14 protein-coding genes are annotated in these 16,036 nt (G+C 64.4%); 3 read left to right on the top strand and 11 right to left on the bottom strand.

Going from position 1 to position 16,036, the window contains the following annotated elements; translation table 11 throughout:
- Positions 1-29 precede the first annotated feature (29 nt).
- Complete coding sequence (locus tag ACNQOP_RS19795; protein ID WP_284988031.1) at positions 30-1,076, top strand: PDDEXK nuclease domain-containing protein; 1,047 nt, start codon at positions 30-32, stop codon at positions 1,074-1,076.
- A 485-nt stretch (positions 1,077-1,561) separates the two neighbouring features.
- On the opposite strand, the gene ACNQOP_RS19790 is transcribed toward ACNQOP_RS19795, so the two are convergent.
- From ACNQOP_RS19790 to ACNQOP_RS19770, 5 genes are read right to left on the bottom strand one after another with little or no spacing between them, the layout of a single operon-like run.
- Positions 1,562-2,533, bottom strand: a complete 972-nt coding sequence (locus ACNQOP_RS19790; RefSeq protein ID WP_284988035.1) for a fumarylacetoacetate hydrolase family protein — start codon at positions 2,531-2,533, stop codon at positions 1,562-1,564.
- 11 nt (positions 2,534-2,544) lie between these two features.
- A complete protein-coding gene (locus ACNQOP_RS19785) occupies positions 2,545-3,615 on the bottom strand; it encodes an amidohydrolase family protein (RefSeq protein ID WP_284988037.1) in 1,071 nt (356 codons plus the stop codon).
- A gap of 40 nt (positions 3,616-3,655) precedes the next feature.
- Positions 3,656-4,687: a cyclase family protein gene (locus ACNQOP_RS19780; RefSeq protein WP_284988038.1), complete on the bottom strand. Its 1,032-nt coding sequence runs from the start codon at positions 4,685-4,687 to the stop codon at positions 3,656-3,658.
- A complete protein-coding gene (locus tag ACNQOP_RS19775; RefSeq protein WP_284988039.1) occupies positions 4,684-5,646 on the bottom strand; it encodes a fumarylacetoacetate hydrolase family protein in 963 nt (320 codons plus the stop codon). The genes ACNQOP_RS19780 and ACNQOP_RS19775 overlap by 4 nt, the downstream gene beginning before the upstream one ends.
- Positions 5,647-5,653: 7 nt before the next feature.
- A complete protein-coding gene (locus ACNQOP_RS19770; protein WP_284988041.1) occupies positions 5,654-6,673 on the bottom strand; it encodes a VOC family protein in 1,020 nt (339 codons plus the stop codon).
- A 241-nt stretch (positions 6,674-6,914) separates the two neighbouring features.
- On the opposite strand from ACNQOP_RS19770, the gene ACNQOP_RS19765 reads away from it, so the two are divergent.
- The gene (locus ACNQOP_RS19765; RefSeq protein WP_284988043.1) at positions 6,915-7,139 is read left to right on the top strand and encodes a hypothetical protein; all 225 of its coding nucleotides are present in this window, start codon (positions 6,915-6,917) and stop codon (positions 7,137-7,139) included.
- Between the two features lie 63 nt (positions 7,140-7,202).
- Here ACNQOP_RS19765 and ACNQOP_RS19760 read toward each other — a convergent pair whose 3' ends face one another.
- The 6 genes from ACNQOP_RS19760 to ACNQOP_RS19735 form a co-directional block, all read right to left on the bottom strand.
- Positions 7,203-7,499 carry a hypothetical protein gene (locus tag ACNQOP_RS19760; RefSeq protein WP_284988045.1) on the bottom strand — a complete coding sequence of 99 codons (297 nt, stop codon included), beginning with the start codon at positions 7,497-7,499 and terminating at the stop codon, positions 7,203-7,205.
- A 118-nt stretch (positions 7,500-7,617) separates the two neighbouring features.
- A complete protein-coding gene (locus ACNQOP_RS19755; protein ID WP_284988046.1) occupies positions 7,618-8,271 on the bottom strand; it encodes a TetR/AcrR family transcriptional regulator in 654 nt (217 codons plus the stop codon).
- The gene (locus ACNQOP_RS19750) at positions 8,268-10,730 is read right to left on the bottom strand and encodes a beta-glucosidase (protein WP_284988047.1); all 2,463 of its coding nucleotides are present in this window, start codon (positions 10,728-10,730) and stop codon (positions 8,268-8,270) included. Before ACNQOP_RS19750 ends, ACNQOP_RS19755 begins: the two co-directional genes overlap by 4 nt.
- A complete protein-coding gene (locus tag ACNQOP_RS19745; protein ID WP_284988049.1) occupies positions 10,727-11,863 on the bottom strand; it encodes an LLM class flavin-dependent oxidoreductase in 1,137 nt (378 codons plus the stop codon). Before ACNQOP_RS19745 ends, ACNQOP_RS19750 begins: the two co-directional genes overlap by 4 nt.
- Positions 11,864-11,882: 19 nt before the next feature.
- Positions 11,883-12,872, bottom strand: a complete 990-nt coding sequence (locus ACNQOP_RS19740; protein WP_284988051.1) for a LysR family transcriptional regulator — start codon at positions 12,870-12,872, stop codon at positions 11,883-11,885.
- Between the two features lie 125 nt (positions 12,873-12,997).
- The gene (locus ACNQOP_RS19735) at positions 12,998-14,203 is read right to left on the bottom strand and encodes a flavin reductase family protein (RefSeq protein WP_284988054.1); all 1,206 of its coding nucleotides are present in this window, start codon (positions 14,201-14,203) and stop codon (positions 12,998-13,000) included.
- 176 nt (positions 14,204-14,379) lie between these two features.
- Here ACNQOP_RS19735 and ACNQOP_RS19730 point away from each other — a divergent pair, with 176 nt between their 5' ends.
- Positions 14,380-16,026 (top strand): MFS transporter, encoded by a 1,647-nt coding sequence (locus ACNQOP_RS19730; protein WP_284988055.1) that lies wholly within the window; start codon positions 14,380-14,382, stop codon positions 16,024-16,026.
- Positions 16,027-16,036 lie beyond the last annotated feature (10 nt).

Below are 16,036 nucleotides of genomic sequence, written 5' to 3'. Positions count from 1 at the left end.
GCACTATTGCCGCTCGATAGGGTGGGGGCATGACTTCTTCAGAAATTGACCTCCCGGCAGGCTATGACCAGTTGCTGGAGTCCCTGAAGAACCGGGTACACGGCGCACGAACCCAAGCCCAGCGAACCGTCAACACTCTCCTGATCGAGCTCTACTGGTCCCTCGGCCGCGACATCCTCGCCCGCCAGGAACAACACGGGTGGGGGAGCGGCGTGCTGAACCGGCTGGCCACAGACCTGCGGATCGCATTCCCAGACATCAAAGGCCTCTCCTACCGCAACCTGCAATACATGACCGCGATGGTGCGGGCCTGGGACAACGACACAAATGTGCCACAGGCTGTGGCACATTTGCCGTGGGGCCACATCCGCACCATTCTGGACAAAGCCAACACCGCCGAAGAGCGCAACTGGTACGCCGCCGCAGCCGCTGAATACGGCTGGTCACGAAACGTGCTGCTGAACATGATGATGAACCGGTCGATGGAACGCACCGGTACCGCACCATCTAACTTCAACCGCCAACTCGCCTCCCCGGACTCGGAACTGGCACAGCAGATGGCCAAGGACCCCTACAACTTCGAATTCCTCGGGCTCTCCGGGGAAGTCGCAGAACGCGACCTCGAAAACGCCCTCACCAACCGGATCACCGAAACCCTGCAGGAACTCGGACCCGGATTTTCCTTCGTCGGCCGACAAGTCCACTTCGACGTCGACGGAGACGACTACTACGTAGACCTGCTGTTCTTCCACATCGAGCAACTCCGCTACGTCGTCATCGAACTCAAAACAGGAAAGTTCCAGCCAGAGTATGCCGGCAAGCTGAACTTCTATGTCGCACTGGTCGATGACACTCTCCGCCGTGAGCACCACAACGAAACCATCGGCATCCTTATCTGTGGCACCAAGAACGACCGCAGCGTCCGGTACAGCCTCGGCCGGTCCACGTCACCTATGGCAGTCGCCGCCTACACCTACGACAAACTGCCCGCAGACGAAAAAGTCGCCCTGCCCAACGAAGGGCACGTTGTCGCCGCACTCGAATGGGCAGAAGCAACTGCAGAATCCGAAGGCTGAACGACGCCGGCTGCGATGGTCATCGACTAGAACTCATCGGCAGGAGGCTTGACACCATTGGTTTATGCGGCATTAGTAAGCGTCGCCATCTTCGATCAGATCCATAGTCGTGGAGGTGGCACCCTCAGAGGCGCTCTTCACCGACTATGCTGACAAGTACCACGGCGGTAGTAGATGGCGCGCCGCGAGGCTGAATCTGAAGACTCCACCGTCGAGGGCAGTGACGCCACCCCGAACGTGGGCTGCGCCAAGGGTGCAGACGACGATTCGTCCCTGGTCTGCACCGGAGCGAAAAGTCCGGGGCGCCGGCCAGATGAGCACCGAGCTCGCCATCATCGAGGAACCCGGCTTGAGCGCACTTGGGGTGTAACAGTTCTTTGGCTCGAAGTAGCGAGTGGGCGGGCACGACAGGGCGATTGCTGGAAGCAGTCCTCGTGAGTCAAGACAGCGTCTTCACTGTGACTAGGAGACCTATTACGCCCTGGCTATCTAACACGCGGGCGGTTGCGGGCAGGCACTCGGGTAGCAGCCTCGCGCCGTGCTCCGACGGTGTTTTCGATGGTTCCAATGCCCTCCACGCTCATGCGAACCACGTCGCCGGGACTCAGCGGCGGGGGCGTTTGGGTGCCGTTGCGGCCCCAGAATTCGGCGAGACAGCCGCTCCCGCAGGTGCCGGAGCCCAAGACATCGCCGGGTTTAACGACGGAGTCCTGCGAGGCGTAGGCCACGAGTTCGGCGAACGGCCAACCCATATTGGACAGCAGGTCATGCCCGACCTGTTCCCCGTTGACCTCAACGGACATGGAGATAGGCAGGAATCCTTCGGCGTTGTGCCGGTCCTCGAACTCGTCGGCGGTGACAATCCAGGGTCCCAGTGTGTTGGCGAAGTCCTTGCCCTTGCACGGGCCCAGGTTTACCTTCATTTCACGGCGCTGCAGGTCCCGCGCAGACCAGTCGTTGAGAATGGTGTAGCCGAAGATGTGCCGGTGCGCGTCAGAGGCGGACAAGTTTCGGCCGTCGCTTCCAGCAATGTGGCCGACGACGGCGGCGACCTCCGTCTCGAAGTCCAGGTCCGTGCAGCCGGCGGGAATGCCGATGACCTCGCCGGTGCCGGTCACCGTGTGCGGATTGGTGAAGTAGAAGGTCGGCGCCTCGTACCATTCCGGGACCACCCCCGCCACGCCGTCGATGCTCTTCCTCACGCCCTCGACATGTTCTTCGAACGCCACGAAGTCCCGTATGGTGGCAGGTTTCAACGGAGACAGCAGCCGTACGTCGGCAAGCGGAATCGCAGCACCGGACCCGATGGTGCGCCGGGCAATGTCCAACGTCTCGTCGAGCCCGGCGTCCAGCAGCGACTGAACGTCCTGACCCTGGGGGAGGGCGTAGCAGCCGCCGTCGCTCACAAAGCCGGGCTGCGTCCCGCCGTCGTACTCCCAACGGGCAATTTTGACCATAAATCTATTCCTTAGGCTGACTCGCTGGCGGTGCGGACGGAAGCGGACGTGATGCCCAGGGCGGCAGCATTGCCTGCCAGCACCCGGACCCGGTCCTCTTCTGGAAGACGCGCTTCCAGGACCTCCGTCACGGGGCGGTCCGAGCCCATATCGAAGGGGTAGTCAGAGCCGAGCAGCACTTGCTCCGGCCCGGCCGCTGCAACGAGGGCCTGCAGCTCTGCGCGGCTGTGGACCAGCGAATCGAAGCAGAGCTTCTTGAGATAGGACGACGGCGGTTCGGCGCACCCGTGCGCCTCCGGCCGGACGCGCCAGGCGTGATCGGAACGTCCCAGGTTGGTGGGCAGGTAGCCGCCTCCGTGGGCAGCCAGGACCCTCAATCCCGGATGGCGGTCCAAGACACCGCTGAAGATCAGGTGGGACAGGGCCACCGCATTCTCGGCGGGCTGGGAAACGGTGTTGGCGAGGTAGAAACGATCCAGCCGCTCATCGAGGGAGCAGCCGAACGGATGCAGGAACACCAGGGCGCCGAGCTCCTCGGCGCGTGACCAGAAGGCCTCCAGCCGGGGGTCCGAGAGCTCAACCGAGCTGCGCTTCGGGTCGACGGGGGTGGCTGCAAACGATCCGATCTCAACGCCGAGCAGCTCGCGCCCCATGACCGCGTCCTCAAGGGCTTCCACCATGAGGTCGGGGTGCTGGAGCGGGACCAGCCCCAACCCGTTGAGCCGGTCCGGGGCCCGGTCCACGAAATCCCGGACGGCCTGGTTGGCCGCCTTGGCCAGCCGGAGCGCTAGGTCTTTGCCGGCGAAGTAGTAGAAGTGCGACGGCGACGGCGAGACCAGCTGCACATCCACACCCTGGGCGTTCATGTCAGCGAGCCGGCGGTCCAGGTCTGTCAGCTGAGGCCAACGTTCCTTAATCATCTTTCCCGAGGCCGCCATGGACTCCCGCCCGTTGCGGCGCACTTCCAGGTCCTGATGCTCGGCGAACCCGGCAGGGTCCTGCTCCGCGACCAGCTGCTGCAATGCCGGAAGCAGGATGTGAGCATGGACGTCGACGACGGGCTGGGATCCGGTAACTGGCATGGTTTTTTCCTTAGTGGGCGTGACAGACGTGAAGGCCCGCTTAGCGGACCGCTATGGGATTGACGGGCGATCCGACGGCGCCGGTGATCGGCAGCGGTGCCGCTGTGAGCAGGAAGTCGTACCGCTCATCTGCGGCGCAAGCCACGGCCAGGGCCTCCGGGTCCCACATCTCACCCAGGAACAATCCCAGATTGGGGATGGCGATCTGGTGCAAAGGCTGGAAGGCGGCGTCGAATTCGTTGGGCCGGACTTCGAAACCCCAGGTGTCGGTGGCAATCCCGGCGATCTCGCTCCGGTGCAACCAAGGTGCAGTGCTGAAGGACAGGCCCGGGGCGGGCCCGCCGGCGTAATCGCCCCAGCCGTCACGGCGGGCCCGCGTGTACTGACCGGTGCGGAGCACCACGATGTCCCCCCGGCGCACCTGTGAACTGGATCCCTGGATCTCAATTGTCCGTTCCAAGTGCTCGGGGGTGATGGCGAACCCGTCGGGAAGCTCGCCGTCGTCCCGGCCGAGGTCCGGGCCGAGCGCGCGACCAACGTCGAGCAGGACGCCCCGGGTGACCATCTTCGCCTTTGCTGTTTCGATTCCGGTGACCAGGTCCCCTTCGGAGGTGACCACGTCACCGGCGGCACGGCCGTTCCAGGCCTTGCCCTGGTCAAAGATGTGGCCCAGGCCGTCCCACTGGGTGGAGCATTGCAGCGGCATGGCGATCACGTCGTCCGCGCCACCGAAGCCGTGCGGGAACCCCTGGTTGCCGCGCTCCGCGTCCACGCCGGTGTCGGTCATGGTGTGGACAGGGTTGGTCCGGCGCCGCCAGCCCTTCTGCGGGCCGTTGGTGTCGAACGGCTGGGACAGCGAGAAGGACTCGCCGGTGATCACGAGGGCTGCTGCTTCGACGCGCTTGGCGGCATCGATGAAGTTTAGGGTGCCCAGAACGTCATCGTGGCCCCAGCGCCCCCAGTTGTTGTGGTCCTGCGCCATGGCGCGGATGCTGCCGAGTGGATCGTCACGCCGGATAACCGGGGAATCGAAGGATTCCCCGGGGCCGGTTGCTGTGTCCTGGGTGGTCACGGCCTGCTGCTTTCGGTGGGAGTTTCGTCCTTGCAGTGGATGAGCTGGGTGCCAAGCCCCGTGATGGTGCCTTCCATGACGTCGCCGTCCTGGAGGAGCCGACCCCAGTGCTGGCCGTTGCCGGCGGGGCTGCCGGTGAGGACCAGGTCGCCGGGGCGCAGGGGCATGATCTGCGACGCTTCGCTGACCAGCTTGGCGACGCCGAAGATCATGTCGGACGTGGACTCGTCCTGCATGGGCTTGCCGTTGAGCTTGAGCGTCACCTGGACGTCCTGCGGGTCGCCGAGGAACTTGGCGGGCACCAGCAGAGGTCCGGTGGGCAGGAAGCCCGGGGCGTTCTTAGCCCGGTACCAGTCCGAGCCAATGGCGGGCATGTCCTTGCGGAACACGTACTCGCGGGTGGTGATGTCGTTGACCATGGTGTAGCCGAAGACATACTCCAGCGCTTCCTCGGGGGTGACCCGGAAAGCTGTTTTCCCAATGACGGCTGCGAGTTCCAACTCCCAGTCGTGGGACTTCGAGTAGGACGGGAGGGTGAGGTCATCAGTGGCCGAGGCGATCGCCGTCGGGAGCCCGATGAAGAAGTACGGGGTGCCCTGGCCTGCGCGCTTGTCCATCATTGCGGCCGTTGCGGCGCGCACCTCTTCGGCGTCCTCGCCCGGTTCGCGGTGTGCGATGGCGAGGTCGACGACGTGCTTGCGGTAGTTCGCACCGGTTTGCAGGATCTGGACCGGTTCCACCGGAGCCAGGACCTGGACCTCGGCCAGAGCCAGGCCCGTGTCTTCTGCTGCGGAGGCGGCCAAGCAGTCCAGTTCCACTTCAGTGGTGTCCCAATGCCGGATGAGGGAGTTGACGTCATTGTCCAGCGGCAGGACCCGGCCGTTGACCAGCAAGCCGCTGCGGGCCTTGCTGTCGCCGGGCTCGGTGAACCTGATGAGGGCGTACGTAGATTCAGCCATGATGTGCTTAGCCTCGGCCCTGCTTGGCATACGGGTTCAGGAGTGCTTCCTTCATTGCGGGGGAGGCGCCTTCTTCGGTGGCGGTGAGGCCTTCGGCGGGCGGGAAGGACTCGGTCATGGAGTGCGGCATGGCGCCATTCTTGTAGAAGTTGTTCGAGCCCTCGGACGGCTTCCAGGTGTTGGCTTCCCAGTCCGGGACGTAGTTGCGGTAGCCACCAGAGTTCAGCTCCACGCGGAGGCCGGACGGGTCGCGGAAGTAGAGGAAATTCTGTTCGCCCACGCCATGGATGGAGGGGCCGTACTCCATCGGGGTGCCGTTCTCCATCATCACGTCCGCGGTTCGAAGCAGGTCCTCAGTGGAATCAACCCAGAATGCGATGTGGTTGACCCGGCCCTGGCGGTTGGAGGTATCGGCCACCACTCCCAAATCGTGGGACTTCTCGTTGGTGGTCAGGACTGAGAAGACCGTGATGGGGGCCTCGTCCAGGTCAACGAACGCCATAACCCGGAAGCCCAGGGCTTCGCTGTACCACTTGGCGAAAGCGCGAACGTCCTGGGTTGCTACCGTGACGTGATCCAGGAAGCGCGGTGCGGCGGCGTGGCTGCTGCGGCGTTCGGGCCGGTCCGGATAGCTGGACTCAAAGCCGGGTTCTGCCACAAACTTTTCCACCTCGAAGAAGAGGCGCATGTGATGGCCGAAGGGACCGGTGAACTCGTAGGCCTTGCCGTAGCCGTGTCCGCCCGCTGTCCACGTTCCCTGCACTCCGGCGGCTTCGACGCGCTGTGCGGCCGCTTCGAGGGCTGCCTGGGAGTTGGTGCGCCAAGCCATGCGGCCCAGTGAGGCTTCCGGGCCTTCAGTGAGGACCAGGCTGTATCGGTAGTAATCGCCCCAGCAGCGCAGGTAGACGTTGCCGTCCACACGGTCGATGATGCGCATGCCGAACTTCTCTTCGTAGAACTTGGCCGAGGCATCGACGTCCGGCGTGGTGATCTCGAGGTGGGCGAGGTGGGACAGGGGCGTTTCCATGGTGAAGTCCTTCTTGGTACTGGCTGCGGTCTGATTGGTGCAGGTCCTGTAACCACTTTCCAGCAGCCGAAATAGCTGCGGAAGAGCACTTTGGCTATGACGGCCATCGGCGCGACGAATACCCCGCCCGCAACGTACTTGTCCTGCCGCGGCTGGAGGAAGAGGGCATTCCCAGTGGAGATGGCAGCCATCCAAGATAGCTATTTCCATAGGGGCCCTGCCAGTGGTTAGCGTCGCTGGCATGGACTTACAGGACGAGCTGAGGCGCCCGCCGGGGATGCTGGAGATAAAGGTCAGCCCGGAAACAGGGCTGAACGAGGCATTGGGCCAGGCTGTGGAGGCTGTCTCGGAGTCCGCAGAGGAGCATCGCCTGGGCATCATGATTTCCCGGGTGGGCTTGGACCGCTATGTGGTGCGGGTTCACCCGGCAGTGCCCTACGGGCTGGTCCGCCAGGCCTTCGCCTGATCGCGTGGCCATACGCCGCTGTGCCCCGGCGCGGCATAGCAGGGGCGCAGCGCCGCCCCGTGTTCAGAACGTCTCGACGTGTCCGCGCACATGCGTTCCGTCAGGGCTAAGCCAGCCCTTGCCGGCGGCGTAGACCAGCATATTGGCAAAGCGGTAGTTCCAGCCCATCCCGATCCGTCCGGAGCATTCGCTCTTGATCCAGTCGACGGAAACCATCACATCCTGGTCCTCCAGCGTCCCGGCGGAGGTCGATTTAAGCAGATCCGGCAGGGCGTCCCTTGCCTCCTCTGCCAGCATGACTTTGAAGGTGCTGCAATCATCAGGATCATCCAGTGCTACCGAACCGGGGCTGACTCGCACGTGCACAGGTACTCCATTCCGTCGACAGTGGTAGTTGGTTTCCACTATGCCGAGAGGCCGGTGATCGCCGGAAGAGGAGCTTTTGGATAGGTGGTATGGGCGCCGGTTATGGCGGAAATCAGGACAGGGGCGGAGTGTCCACGCGTGCCAGGAGGTAAGAGGACACCATTCCCGCCAGTTTGTCGATAATTTCGTCCCACTCGCCGCGGCCGCTGCCCTCGATGGTGCTTCCCAGTCCCAGCCGACGGGCCACCACGCTGTAGACAACGTTGAAGCTCCAGTCGATGTCTTCCTGCCGCAATAGACCGCCGGGCCAGCCATGGAAAAGATCCGAGAAGTGCTGTGCCAACGCGGCGTGGGACGCTGCTCCGCGGCTGGAAATGGCTTCGTCCTGGCTGGCGCGAAGCATGAACGGGCGCAGGATACCGGCATAACGACGCAGGATGCGGACAGCTGCGTCGACAGCAGCCCGGGCGCGTTCCTCCAGCCCCTCATCTGCGGCAACGGGCAATTCCCCGAACAGGTGGGATGAGACCGCATCGATATCATCCATCTTGCGGCCGTGTGCCACCCGGATCAGGTCATCCTTGCCGTCAAACCGTGCATAGATCGAGCCAATGGAAACGCCGGAGCGGGCGCTGACTTCAGCCAGGGTGAAGTCGTCGCTGCCCCGCTCCTGCAGCAGGGACAGGGCAGCTTCAATCGTTTTCTCGAAGGACCGGCGGCTCCTGGCCTGCTTGGGTTCCCGTGATTTTGTGTCCGGAATCGTCACAACGAGATCCTACAGAGAATTCCCGGGTCGGCTGCGTGGCGTCCAACCCGTAACTCCCAGTCGCCCGGTGGAACTGACCAGCAGGACGCCGCCCCGTTCCAGCGCCGGAAGCCGGCCGGGTCGAGGGGGATCTCCACCGCCGCCGTTGATCCGGCTGCCACGTCCACCTGCGCATAGCCCATCAGCCTGAGCGAGTCCTCGCCCGGAGCCTTGCCGTAGACCTGAAGGACGTCCCTGCCGGCCGCTTCCCCGCAGTTGCGGATGCTGGTCCGGACAGAAATGCCGTGCACCCCGTCCGCTGGTTCCCGGGAAGCCTCACCCTGGCCGGCGGCGGTTGCTTCCACCAGCTCGAAGCGGGTGTATCCGAGCCCGTAGCCGAACGGGTACCGGGCCGGACGTCCAGAGGCTTCAAAATGCCGGTAGCCCGTGGGTTCGCTGCCAGAGTAGTCAAGGGTCAGCCCTGCATCGAAGCCGGTGCCGAAGCCCGGAATGTCCTCGTCTCGTGCCGGGAAGGACACGGGGAGGCGTCCGGAGGGAGCCTCCTGGCCGGTGAGCACGGATGCGAGGGCGGGACCGAACTCTTGGCCGGGGAACCACGCCATCAGGACGGCCTTGACCTTATCCGCCCACGGCAGCAGGACGGCGCGGGAAGCGTTGACCACCACCGCGGTATTGGGGTTCATCCCTGACACTGCATCCACCAGTTCGTCGCAGGCCGGATCGAGGGCAGCGGTGGTACGGTCGGCGCTCTCCCGGGAAGAGCCTTGGTCATCGCCCAGGACAAGGACCACCGCATCGGTGCGTCCTGCGAGTTCCACAGCACGGGCCAGCGGATTGCCTGTCGGTTCCGGGGCGGCGACTGCCGTTACGGACTGAACCCTTCCGGGTTCAAACACCATGTCCGCCACGATGTCCACGTTGCCGGCTGGCAGGTCGAGGGACACGCCGGTGGTTTCACCGCGTGCCACGACGCCCATCACGTCATCCGGTGCCGGAGGCGGTACGTCCAGGACAGGGTTGCCGTTGACCGTGAGGGCGGTGGTCCCGGTCCCGCCGGCTCCAAACGTCCAGCGTGCGGCATGGGCCAGGGTAAGGCGGGAACTGATGCGGACCTTGCCCGGAGCGCCGGCTCCCAGGCCGGGAACGGCACCGAACCAGACAAACGACGACGCTTTCCTGACTTCGGAGTACAGGACCCTGTCTTCACCGGTTCCGCCAGTCTCCAGCACCTCAAGCAGGATTCCCGGGGTGCCGTCCGGTGCGGTGCTGCCCAGCTCCGTGAGCTGCAGCGGCGAGGCCGGCACAATTCCCGGCTCGTGGGAAACTTCCACCCCTGGTCCCATTGCGCGGCGGATGGCGTCCAAGGGTGTCTCCAGCGCACCCTCTGGACGTACCGTGGCGAACGTTCCTCCCTGGAAGCAAGGTTTGGTGGCGTTGGGTCCAATGACGGCGAGTGTTGTGATGCGCCCGGGGTTCAGGGGGAGCATGCTCTCCCTGTTCTCGAGCAGCACGAAGGAGCGAGCCGCTGCTGTGCGCAGAACCTTCCTCTGTTCCGCCTCATCGCGGGAATCTCCTTGGATAGAGCCGGAGCGTCCGGCCCGCCGCCCCGTTCTGTCGGCAAGGCGAACCATGCGCTGCACAGCGTCCTGCAGCCGGGCCTCAGTAACCTCCCCTGCAGTCACTGCCTCCGCGAAGCGGTCACCGAGGAACCTGGCCGGTCCAGGCATTTCAAGATCGAGTCCTGCTTCGGCGGTTTCGTTGGTGTTGTCCACGCCGAACCAGTCGGAGACGACAACACCGTCGTAGTGCCAATCGCCCTTCAAGATGTTGATGAGCGGGCGGTGCTGGGAACAGTGCACGCCGTTGACCCTGTTGTAGGCCATCATCAGCATCCACGGGTTGGCTCGCCGGACGGCCGTTTCGAATGGCCGAAGGTAGATTTCCCGAAGCGCTGCCTCGTCAACCCGGGAATTCATCCGCCGGCGTTCTGTCTCCGTGTCATTGGCCACGACATGCTTCGCGCAGGAGCCAACGCCCTGGGACTGAACGCCTTGGACCCATGCGGCGCCCAGGTCGCCGGTCAGGAAGGGGTCCTCGGAAAACATCTCGAAGGCCCGTCCTGACAGTGGAGAGCGCGGCAGGTTGAGGTTCGGTCCCAGGACGACGTTGGCGCTGCGTTCGCGGGCCTGCTGGCCGAGGACCTTCCCCACCTGGGACACGAGTTCCGTGTCCCAGGTGGCCGCCAATGCCGTGCCGGACGGCATCAGCAGGGCAGTGTCCCGTTCGTCCATGGTCCTGCTGACAACCCCCAGGGGACCGTCCAGGAGCACCATCTCCTCAACCTCCAGTTCGGGGCATGCGTTGGTGCTCCAACCGTTAAGTCCGCCTGTTAGCGCGGCTCCGGTTAGGTCCATCGCGGCTGCCGGGCGGGAGGTGCTGCCCAGGGGACTGGAGGTCACAGGGCCGTCACCTTTTCGGCCTCGACGGCACCTTCGGAGGCGCGAAGCAGCGGCAGTACCCGCTCGGAGAAGAGCCGCATCGACTGTTCGGTGAAACGCTTGCGTTCCCCGGTCAGCGGTCCTCCCATCAGGCCCATGAGGACGTTGCCGATCCCCAAGTCTGCGTACTTCTGCAGCTCAGCGGCGACTGTCTCCGGGCTCCCATAAAGGCACCAAGTCCCCTTGTAGCCCTCGGTGCGGGCATCGGGGGCGGGGCGAAGGTCAACGCCGCTGATGGCTTCCGCCGCCTTGTTCGCCTGGTGCTCGCGTTCCACGGCTTCCTGGTACTGCTGGAGAATGACGTCCATTTCGGCTGCCGCCTGCTCGTCCGTCTCGGCGATGTGCACATGCTGGTAGGAGTGGGTGGTCCACTCGAGTGCGGCACGTACCTTCTCTTCCGAATGGCCTGCTGCTTCGAGAGCGTTCCGGTAGGTGGCGAAGTTCTTGCGGACTTCTTCGTAGGCATTGCCGCCGTCGATCACCGGGGGAGTGAAGGCGAGGATGAAGGCGGGCTGGGCGTTTTTTGCGGCGCGCTCGACGCTGGAGGGCCGGGCGGCGACGGACATGACGCGCGGTTCCGGCTTTGTGTAGGGGGCCGGAACGATGCGGGATACCACGGCGCCGCGGTAGTGCCCGTTATCGAAGGTGACGGGCCCGTCCTCAGGCTTTTTCGCCCACAGCTTTTCGGCGATCTCAAGGTTCTCGTTGGCCAGCCGCGAGCTGTCCTGAAAGTTGACGCCGAAACCGATCATTTCTTCCGGAGTAGTTCCGCTTCCCACCCCTACCAGCAGCTTGCCGTCCGTCAACTGGTCCAGCAGGGCCAGCCGTTCGGCGAAGCGCACCGGGTGGTGCAAAGCGAGGGTCTGCACGGAGAAGCCAAAATGCATCCTCTCGAGCTGCCCGGCCAGGTAGGCGGCAAAGACGAACGGATCGCTGGCGGGGGGAGCGTATCCGGTGAAGTGGTGGTCCGGCAGGAAGACGGCGTCAAAGCCGCGCTGTTCGGCATCCTTGGCGTGCTCCACCATGGCCTTCATGACCGGACGGTCCTCTTCGGGGCCGCGGGAACGGGAGGTAAGGAAAAGGGAAAAGTGCATGGGAACTCCTGGTAACGGGTTAGGGGGCTTGGGAAACTGCTGTGTCAGGCAGGTTGGATCTGGAGGCGACCACAGGCGTGGTGGACTCCTGATCCGAGGGGACCGGGTCAAGTTGGGCGGCAGCCCTGGAGACCAGGCGCCGGAACCACTGATGGCCCGGGTCTGCCGATTTGGACGGGTGCCACCACGCGCATTCGACGAGGGTGGGCAAGCTGATGGGCAACTGCATGATCCGCACCCCGGCCACCGCTGACAGCATGCGGGCGAGGCGTTCCTGAACCAGCGCAAGGCGGTCCGTGCCGGCTACCGCGAAGGGCAGCATCATGAACGTGTCCACGATGACATCGGTCCGTTCACCGAGCTGGAGGTCGTAGACCCGCCGGTCGGCGAGGGTAGAGGCCACTTCCGTCCCGAAGAGGCGTGCCCAGCGGGCGTCGCGCATCTCTTCGATTGTCAGCGTGCGCTCGGGCGAATCCTGGCCGGTGACGCATACCCAGTTGTCGGTGAAGAGCTCGGTGTGCGGAAAGCCGGAAAAGTGTCCCTTGGGGATGAGCATCAGGTCTGCGTTCTGGAGGGTTTCCTTGATCCGGTCCACTGCCAGCGGGGTGACCGCGTCGAAATGGATCTGTACGCCGGGTGCTTCCTCCTGGAGCAGGGTCATCAGCTTTCCGGAAAGGGCTGTCAGGCAGTAGTCCGAGGATATGACTCGGAAACTGCGGGTGGAGGTGGACGGATCGAACACCGCCTGGGCATCGAAGGTCCTTTCAACCAGCCGGAGAATCTCGGAGACATCCTCCTTGAGGACCTGTGCCAGGGGAGTGAGTTCATAAGCGGAGCCAACCCTGGTGAGCAGCTCGTCGTCGAACTGGCGGCGCAACCGCTGCAGGGAGGAGCTCATGGCAGGTTGGCTAATGCCGATCCTCGCTCCTGCCCGCGTGACGTTCCGCTCAACGAGCAGAGCATCAAGGGCAACAAGCAGGTTCAGGTCGGCAGTCAGCAGATTTACCATTGTCTTCTCCACGCTAGGGGGACGGCTCCAACTCCAGAACCGTTTCAGAAACTCGAATTAGAATACTGATACTAATTATGAGTTAGGTCACAGGAGCGGTCAATTGCCGTGCCGCTGTACGGGCGTCAGCGTGCAGGAGGGGTCCCGCCGATTGCCTCAGTAACCGCCGCAGCCGCCGCGAGCAGCCGGTCCCGGCATCGGGCCAGGTGCGCGGCCGACTCCGTAGCCGCAAAGCCGTTGAGTGTCAGGGTCACGGCAACCTGTCCGGACGAGTCGAACACGGGCGCGTGGAGAGAAGTGACTCCAGCGGGATCATCAATGGACGCCGGGCCTGTGGTGGCCGTCCGCTCCAGGAGCCGGGGAAGCACTCCGCTGAGGTCGGGAGCTGCAGTTTCGCTGGGCACCACCACCATGCGTTCAAACTCTGCTGCGGTGGTCGCACCGGCTGATACTGCATAGCCCACGTCGCGCACCTGCTGCAGCTCAGCACGGGCAACCTCGGGTTCAACGTGTCCCACGACCTCCCTGGCGTTGGCGATCCAGCGGGATTCCGCTGCTTCGCCGGCCCAGGCCACATGGAGGGGGGCAAGGGGCGCGGCCAGGCTGAACGAGACACCAACCCTGGACGGGGCACCGCTGGGCGAGCTCCGCACACCGGCGGCAGTAAGGACGACAACCGAATCGTCCACGACGCCGCTGACCAGGACCTCCAGCTCAAGCTCGTCTGCCAGGGCTTCTATTTCAGGCCGCGCCGTGTCGGCAGCCTTGACGTGCCGAGTCAACGCAGTGGCGGGAGAAACGATGGACGGAATGCTGAAGGAACCATAGCCGCCCCGCAGGAAAAGCAGGGGCAGGTCCTTCGACTCCCCGACGTCCAAGGCGTTGACCCGTCCGATGACGATGTCATGGTCACCCGCGCGGATGACGTTCTCAATGTCACAGTCGATCCAGGCCGCTGCACCTTGCAGCCGCGGGCTGCCCGAAGGGGTGTCACCCCAGCTGCTTGCGCTGAACCGGTCCTCTGCCTTTCGGGAAAAGGCGCGGCACACATCCTGCTGGCCGGCAGTGAGGATATTGGCGCAGAAGGAGCCGGCCTCCTGGATCTTGGGCCAGCTGGTTGAGCGGACATCAGGCATGAAGGCCACCAGGGGCGGGTCAAGGGAAACGGAACTGAAAGTGCCCACCACCATGCCCGCGGTGTCGCCGTCGTGGGCTGAAGTGATCAGCGTGACACCGGTGGGATACTGGCCCAGGACGTAGCGGAACCAAGCCGGATTCTCCGGGCTGGTTTCCTGGGCGTCTGTGGTGGAAGCGGGGATGGTCTGCGCCATCGTGCCCTCCTCTTCGTCGAGTTTTATCCCAGTAAACGTGCTGAACGGGGCGGGCGGAAATAGTTCCCCGGTATGTGCGGCATCGGCAATTCAGATGTAGGCAAGCCCCTCCTAACGTCTGGTCGGGATGGTACTTTCGACGGAACGCCGGGGCCTCCAGAGGCCCGTCGGCCGGGGTGGACGATCCCCCGGACGCGCAGCTGGCCGGCGTTGGCCGCGATTGCCGGCCCACTCAGAACGAGGTGACGGTGCGCCGTTCAAACTTCCCCGCACAATCGAGTCCGCGGACAGAACCCTCTCATGAAGTTCCTAAGATTAACGGTGACGGGCAGGCCAAGACACTACCTCCGGGCGCAGGCGTCCGGATCGGCCGGGTCTATGGGGCCCTCCTGATCGTTGTGCTGCTCGGTGCCTTGGACCACACCATCGTGGCCACCGCCCTGCCCACCGTCGTTGGCGAGCTGGATGGTGCGCGCCACATGGCCTGGGTAGTAACGGCCTATGCCTTGGCTATGGCGGTGGCTATGCCGATCTTTGGCAGGTTGGGCGACAGGTTTGGCAGGCCGGTCCTGCTTACCATCTCGCTTGCGGTCTTCCTGGCGGCCTCGGTGCTCTGCGGCTTTGCCCAGGACATCTTCCAGCTCTCCCTTTACCGGGGAATCCAGGGCCTAGGTGGTGCAGGCATGGCGGTGCTGCCCTCGGCGATCATCGCGGACCTGGTGCCGCCTCGGCAGCGGCCCAAGTACCTCGGCCCCCTGGGCTCGGTCTTTGGCATCGCTACGGTGGTCAGCCCGCTCCTGGGCGGCACCATCACGGACACAGTGGGGTGGCGCTGGATCTTCTGGATCAACATTCCGGTGGGCCTGCTGGCGTTGGCCTTGGCGTTCTCCCTGCGCAAGCTCCGCGTTGCCAGCGGAACCGGCGGAGTGGACGCGCCCGGCATTGCCCTCATGATCCCCTTCACATGCACACTGGTGTTCGCCGTGGCGCTCTCTACGGACCCGGACAGCCAGCCGGAAGTCGTGGCGGCCGCCGCAGCCGCCGCCATAGTGCTGGGCATCATCTTCGTCGTGGTCGAGATCCGCTCCAAGGCGCCGCTGATACCCATGCGGATGTTCCGGAGCTGGCCGGTGGTCAATGCAGCCGGGCTGGGATTGGTGGTGGGTGCTGGGCTGTTCAGTGTGGTGGCCTATCTGCCCAGCTACATCCAGATGGCCTACTCCACGTCCGCCTCGGCCGCCGGCATGATTCTGCTGCCGTTGGTCCTGGGCATGATGGTTGCCAGCAACCTCAGCGGCTGGATCGTGACCCGGACCGGCCGTTACAAGGTCTTTCCGCTGGCTGGCTCCGCCCTGGCTGTTGCCGCGGCAGTAGCCCTCAGCTTCACCGGACCAGCAACCCCCATGCCCCTGGTGGGGGTCCTGGTGGGCTTGCTCGGCCTGGCCGTCGGGAGCTTCATGCAGCTTACGGTGGTGGCCGCGCAGAACGCCATGCCGCAGGCGATTGTTGGTGGGGTCACCGCCTCGCTGGGGTACCTGCGGGAACTGGGAGTGACGGTAGGGACTGCCGTCCTGGGCGGCCTCTTCGCCGCGTCCCTGGCCCAGGCATCCGCAGCCAACAACATGGACCTGCCAGCGTCAGCGGTCACGGATCCGCACGCTGTCCAGCAGCTGCCCGTCGAGGTGCAGGCGGGTGTGGCCGACATTTACGCCGCAGTGTTCCTGCCTATCTTTTGGGTGTTGGCTGGCATCTTCGCGGTCGGGGTGTTGCTTTCCATTGTCATGCCGGAGCAGAAGCTGTCCGAGTCTGAGCCCGCCACGTAGGAGGCTGCCT

Source organism: Arthrobacter sp. LFS091, from assembly GCF_047977885.1.
Taxonomy (GTDB): Bacteria; Actinomycetota; Actinomycetes; order Actinomycetales; family Micrococcaceae; genus Arthrobacter.
Note: the sequence above shows the minus strand (reverse complement) of the source record. Positions and strands in the feature narration are given on the sequence as shown.